Here is a 2,370-nt window from a genome sequence, read left to right as displayed (position 1 = left end):
GCGGCTGTGGGGCCTTCTACAAGCCGTCGGAAACTCCGGCTGGGTTCGGTCGAAATCCCTAAGCCCGCCGGGGGAGAAAGCCCAATTAGCGGTAAACCACCCGGCAAAGTGGTCCGCGGTTGTTGGCGGGGCACTAACCCCGCCGGCTCTCACCATTCGATAGAGCAGTGTGTATCGTTCTTAGCAGCCGCATCAGAGCGCCGGCCCATAGTTCTACCGCCCACTACCCAGGATCAGATCAGAGGTCAACGTACTGATTCTCCCACTCTCGACGCTCACGAAGCGCATCTTCACCTGATTCAGTAAGCGCGTAATAGTTCGTCCGGCGATCCAGTTGACCTTTCTCAACAAGTCCTCCCTCAGCCAGTGTATCGAGATTCGGGTAAAGCCGCCCAGCATTGACATCTCCCCCATAGTACTCCTGAACCTCGCTCTTCACGGTCTGTCCAGACGGTTTGTCGAAGCTCGCGATCACATACAACAGATCTCGTTCGAACGCAGTCAGATCATCCATACGGAATGATAAACACAGCCAACTAACAAGCCTTTCGACCAATTCCGAAAGATATCCACTGACAGCCAGCGTCAGAGGAGCAGAATCCAGCCCGTCAAACCGCATGGCAAGATAAACCGCGCAGCCCTCCGGACGGAAACCACAAGAGGGCGCCCCGATCATGTGAACAGTTCTCCGATTAAGAGCACTGTGGTCACTCAGCCAACTAGATCAGACCACATGAAGATCCATCCCAACACCTCTCCCACTACACTCTTCGTTCGGACACCACCACAAACCTCCATCACTCCCATGCCGTCGTTCGTAGACGATCTCTCCCTCGCTAAACCTCTCCCCACAATGCAGACACTTCATCTCACGCTCACCGCCTCTATCCGGCGAAAACGGATCCCTATAATCCGGAACCAAATCACCCTCCCCCTCTACCGCTTGATCGCACTCCTCTTGGTGGAGTTTACACTCAGTGATCGTCTCAAACCTCTCCCCACAATGGGAACAAGTACTGGGCCTAGTCATGGGCACTCAGGAGGGTCTAACCCCCTTGAAGTTGTGAACGTACTGACCCCGCTCCCCCCATCGCTCGCCGGAATAAACTCACCATCCCGCTCCACACCCGCGAGCACCCAGAGAGACTCTTCTTCATCCTCCTCTCCCTCAAACCGCATCCATTCACTGGCCCGTCCACCCGGACGAACGCTCTGTGTCCCCGTTGCCCACATCACGACCGCACCGGCCACCTGCGATTCTGGCAGTTCCTCGAGAGACTCACCGTAATTCAGCAGGTACCCCGCTAAGTAAGCCGGCAGGTTCCCGATCACCTCCTCCGTCGCCTCCTCCGAGTCCTTCCGCCCAGAAACACGGCTCCGTGTAACCGCCTCAGAAAGCCTATGAGCATCATGCTCTGCGTTCGGGCTGTTGTTGACATGAGCGTTCAACACCTTCTGCAGAAGCCCATCAGGGACCCTCTGACCGCTAACGATGACCGGATGTTTGTGCAAGTAACCGTCGTTCGTCCCACCCCCAGGATGCGCCTCGACGAACTCGATAGCAACAGCATCACCCAACTCGTCCTTGAGCCGCCGGATCGCCTCTTTCACAGCATCGTTAGACGCATCGCAGTCTCTCCAATGATCAACAGGACACATCCGATCACCATCCGGCGTTGACGACCCTGTGAGCCCCAGCATCGTCGTATGAACGACCGCCCAGCGCTCCTGTGCAGCTCGAAGGAGATCATGGAACTTCGCATACCACCTCTCCCGGTACTCCGGCTGGAACCGATGCGAAACTGCGCTACTTGCTCTCGTCCCCGTCAAAGTATTCTCAAACACGTTCTCCGTTCGGCGCGCCTCACGGTCATATTCAAGAAACTTCCTCTGACCTTCTGCCCAGGTCACCGCCCGATCCCCCTCCCGGCACCACCAATCTCTCACATCTTCCCGAAGCGTTATTTCCTCTCTGTCCGTTAACCGGAGCCCGCGAGAAGGCTTCTCTTCTACGATTTCACGGTTTGTGGAGTTAGTATAGGAGAGCCAAGACAGCCCCCGAACTCCGTCACTGACACCGCTGTCAGTCGCTCGACTCACAGCAACCGCCCCCTCACACACGACCAAAGTCCGTCGGTCCGTCCGACCGACGGATTCCGTTTCTCGCGCCCTCCGGGCGCTGCGAGACGGCTCGGGTCAGGCCCCCATGTAAGGGGGCCTGCTTCCGCCGAAACCGCATCAGAGCGGCTGTGGGGCCTTCTACAAGCCGTCGGAAACTCCGGCTGGGTTCGGTCGAAATCCCTAAGCCCGCCGGGGGAGAAAGCCCAATTAGCGGTAAACCACCCGGCAAAGTGGTCCGCGGTTGTTGGC

Annotated in this window: 2 protein-coding genes; both read right to left on the bottom strand. The window is 57.6% G+C overall.

The window, feature by feature from the left end:
- Positions 1-238: 238 nt before the first annotated feature.
- Positions 239-514 (bottom strand): PadR family transcriptional regulator, encoded by a 276-nt coding sequence (locus LCF40_RS23030; protein WP_224830449.1) that lies wholly within the window; start codon positions 512-514, stop codon positions 239-241.
- 512 nt (positions 515-1,026) lie between these two features.
- Entirely contained in the window at positions 1,027-2,121 is a 1,095-nt protein-coding gene (locus LCF40_RS23025) for a hypothetical protein (RefSeq protein ID WP_224830448.1), read from the bottom strand.
- Between the last annotated feature and the right edge of the window lie 249 nt (positions 2,122-2,370).

Origin of the sequence: Saliphagus infecundisoli, assembly GCF_020177375.1 — an archaeon.
GTDB classification, from domain to species: Archaea; Halobacteriota; Halobacteria; order Halobacteriales; family Natrialbaceae; genus Saliphagus; species Saliphagus infecundisoli.
The sequence above is the reverse complement of the archived record's forward strand: the minus strand, read 5'-3'. Positions and strand labels throughout refer to the sequence as shown.

What these genes read in the sequence shown, in the direction of transcription:
- LCF40_RS23030 (WP_224830449.1), bottom strand. Translation starts at nt 514, where the DNA reads ATGGATGATCTGACTGCGTTCGAACGAGATCTGTTGTATGTGATCGCG.